At 45.9% G+C, this 2801-nt stretch carries 3 protein-coding genes; all 3 read right to left on the bottom strand.

Features of this window, described 5'->3' with window-relative positions; translation table 11 throughout:
* Positions 1–633 (bottom strand): phosphate/phosphite/phosphonate ABC transporter substrate-binding protein (phnD, locus tag AC1DUA_RS32525; RefSeq protein WP_477503671.1); only part of this gene is annotated, 633 nt, incomplete at its 3' end.
* A gap of 33 nt (positions 634–666) precedes the next feature.
* Positions 667–1410 carry a phosphonate metabolism transcriptional regulator PhnF gene (gene phnF / locus AC1DUA_RS32520; protein ID WP_477503670.1) on the bottom strand — a complete coding sequence of 248 codons (744 nt, stop codon included), beginning with the start codon at positions 1408–1410 and terminating at the stop codon, positions 667–669.
* Between the two features lie 206 nt (positions 1411–1616).
* On the bottom strand, positions 1617–2792 hold the full coding sequence (locus AC1DUA_RS32515) for a chromate transporter (RefSeq protein ID WP_477503672.1): 1176 nt from the start codon (positions 2790–2792) through the stop codon (positions 1617–1619).
* Between the last annotated feature and the right edge of the window lie 9 nt (positions 2793–2801).

The raw sequence follows: 2801 nt of genomic DNA, 5'->3' as shown, positions 1-2801 counted from the left end.
GTCATGACCGCCTGAGAAAGAAACGTTAGAGAAAAATTTCTCGATATCTTCATTTTTGATACCTAATTGATGAATGAAAATGTTGCGTGGGAAGAGATGTCCGGATGTGGAAGCTGGGTCGGCGAACAAGAATGTTTTACCTTTCAAATCAGCGATGCTTTGGGCAGGTGAATTCGCAGGAACGACAATTTCGCTGTAATAAAAAGCTGCGTCTGCGCTTACCGCTTTGACGGCAAACGGGATCGCTCCACTGCGTTCAGCAGCAATGACATACGCGAATGGACCAAAGGAGGCGATATCGATTTTCTTCGTACGCATAGCTTCAATAACCGCTGTATAGTCATCTCCTACAAACAACTCCGTTTTCATGCCAAGGGCTGCTCCCAAATCTTCTACAAACTTCTTGTTACCGCGCGACAGCTTGCCCTCTTCTTCGCCAGGGAGAACGCCAACACGAAGGACATCTGGCATTTTTGCAACTTCGGCTGTTTGTACGGCTGCTGCTTGAGCATTCGTTTTGCTTGAATCGCCCATTTTCTGGCCACATCCTGCTGCAAGCAGTGTCAACACCGATATCGTTGCCAAAATAGAAGTAGTTTTCCATACTTTTGAATTGAATAATGATTTCATCATCCTCTAATTCCTCCATCAATTTTGAATTTCATCTCATTTTTGTTCCAGTTCAATCGATACTCGGCATAGGTCCCCGCGATATTTCGCAGAAGTGAACTCTACTAAACGCATCTCACTGTCTCTCATCACGCTTTCAATATGCAGCAAATTCGCATTCGGGGGAATTCGCAAATAACTTGCCTCTAAAGCTGTAGGATAAGCGGCCTGAAACGTGGACAAAATCCGGTGAAGCTGCATACCGTAAACATTTTCCAGCATGGCGTATAAAGAACCTAGACAACGTGTGTGATTCATAAGATCCGGGAAAAATTTATCTGGAAGCCAAGTTACATTCCAAGCAAGTGGAATACTGTCTGCGTAGCGTAATATTTCTAACCGATAGACCTCATCAAGGGGATCTAGCTTTAAGGCAGCTGCAATTTCCTCAGGCGGAATTAGCTTTTCCTGCTTCAGCAGCTTCGCTTTTGGCGTGCAGCCCATTAAAGTAATTTCATTCGAAAATCTCGTATTCGGCGTAATCGTATATTGAAGATTTAGAGGCTTTTCGCAAACATAATGGCCTTTTCCCTGATGCGAACGAATAACTCCTTTATGCAGGAGTACATCTAGCGCTTGCCTAATCGTGTAACGATTCTCACGAAACCGGCTGCACAATTGGGCTTCAGAGGGTAGGCGCTCATGTAAGCTGTAGCTCCCATTCACAATCTCTTGATGAAGGATGTCTGCAATTTCAAGATAACGGGCTGGCACATCCCGAAGGTCAGATTTCTGCCTCATTGTTTCACCTCCACTCCCTTATTAACTTACGACTAAAACTTAACTTGTCGACATCAGGCCAGTGTTAACATCAAATAAAGATACTGTTAAGAAAATTCTGAAAATATAGACTTCTGGCGTGTTCTCCGCATGGCTACGCAAAAAAGCCCTCTTTCCAAAATGGAAAGAGGGCTTTTTTGTATGAAACCAATAATACCAAGCAAAAATCAACTAATCAGAATTCCGCCTATCGCTCCCGATAGTACGACAAGCCAAGGCGGCAGCTTCCAAAAGACAAGCATCAAAAACAGAATCGCTGCCAATACAAAATCGACAGGTGCTAATATGGCCGTGATCCAAAGCGGGTTGTATAGTGCTGCAAGCAAAATACCAATAACAGCTGCATTAATGCCGATTAATGCTCCTTGGACTTTAGCGCTTTTTCGCAAAATATGCCAGAAGGGCAGCGTTCCTACGACTAGAAGATACGCTGGAAGAAAAATAGCTGTCGTAGCGATAATGGCACCTTTCACTCCGCCAATCATCGTCCCCAAATACGCAGCGAAGGTGAACAACGGTCCAGGCACAGCCTGCGCGGCACCATATCCCGCTAGAAAGTCTGACTTACTGACCCAGCCTGACGGGACAACCTCCCTTTCTAGCATGGGGAGAACAACGTGTCCCCCGCCAAAAACGAGCGACCCTGACCGATAGAAACTATCAAATAGGGACAGCCACTGTACATGCACGATCTGCCGAAGCGAGGGAAGCAGGATTAGAAGTCCGAAGAAGATACTCAAACAGAGAATAGCAATGCTTCGGTTGATGGGAACATGGAGATTCGTCGTATTCGGAAGCGTCGTATTTTTATAAATCAACATCCCTATAATTCCCGCAATGATGATAAGCAAAACTTGGCTAATCGCAGTCTGCCACAAGAGGGTAACAGCTGCTACAACAACAGCAATTGTGGCTCGATTGCGGTCAGGAGCAAGCTTCTGCCCCATGCCGAGTATAGCTTGTAGGACAATAGCTACTGCGACGATTTTGAGACCATGAATCCAACCTGCGCTGCCAATATCAAAACCTTGGAGGAATTGCGCAAACAATACCAACGCAATCACCGATGGCAGTGTAAAACCAAGCCAAGCCGTCAATCCGCCCAACATTCCAGCGCGAATGACCCCGACCGCTATACCAACCTGGCTGCTGGCAGGACCGGGCAAGAACTGACATAGCGCAACGATATCCGCATAGTCCTGCTCATTCATCCATTTGCGTCTACGTATATACTCGTTATGAAAGTAACCGAGATGCGCAATCGGCCCGCCAAATGAAGTAACCCCTAGTTTCGCAGACACAGCCAATATTTCTAGTAAAGCCCGTGGTTTGCTTATGGGCATTTGTTGGAC

Source organism: Paenibacillus sp. 01T422 (assembly GCF_056398785.1).
Note: the sequence above shows the minus strand (reverse complement) of the source record. Positions and strands in the feature narration are given on the sequence as shown.

Bases quoted from the DNA above. Each gene is read 5' to 3' on its own strand.
- phnF (WP_477503670.1), bottom strand. From the start codon at position 1,410: ATGAGGCAGAAATCTGACCTTCGGGATGTGCCAGCCCGTTATCTTGAA.
- AC1DUA_RS32515 (WP_477503672.1), bottom strand. From the start codon at position 2,792: ATGCCCATAAGCAAACCACGGGCTTTACTAGAAATATTGGCTGTGTCT.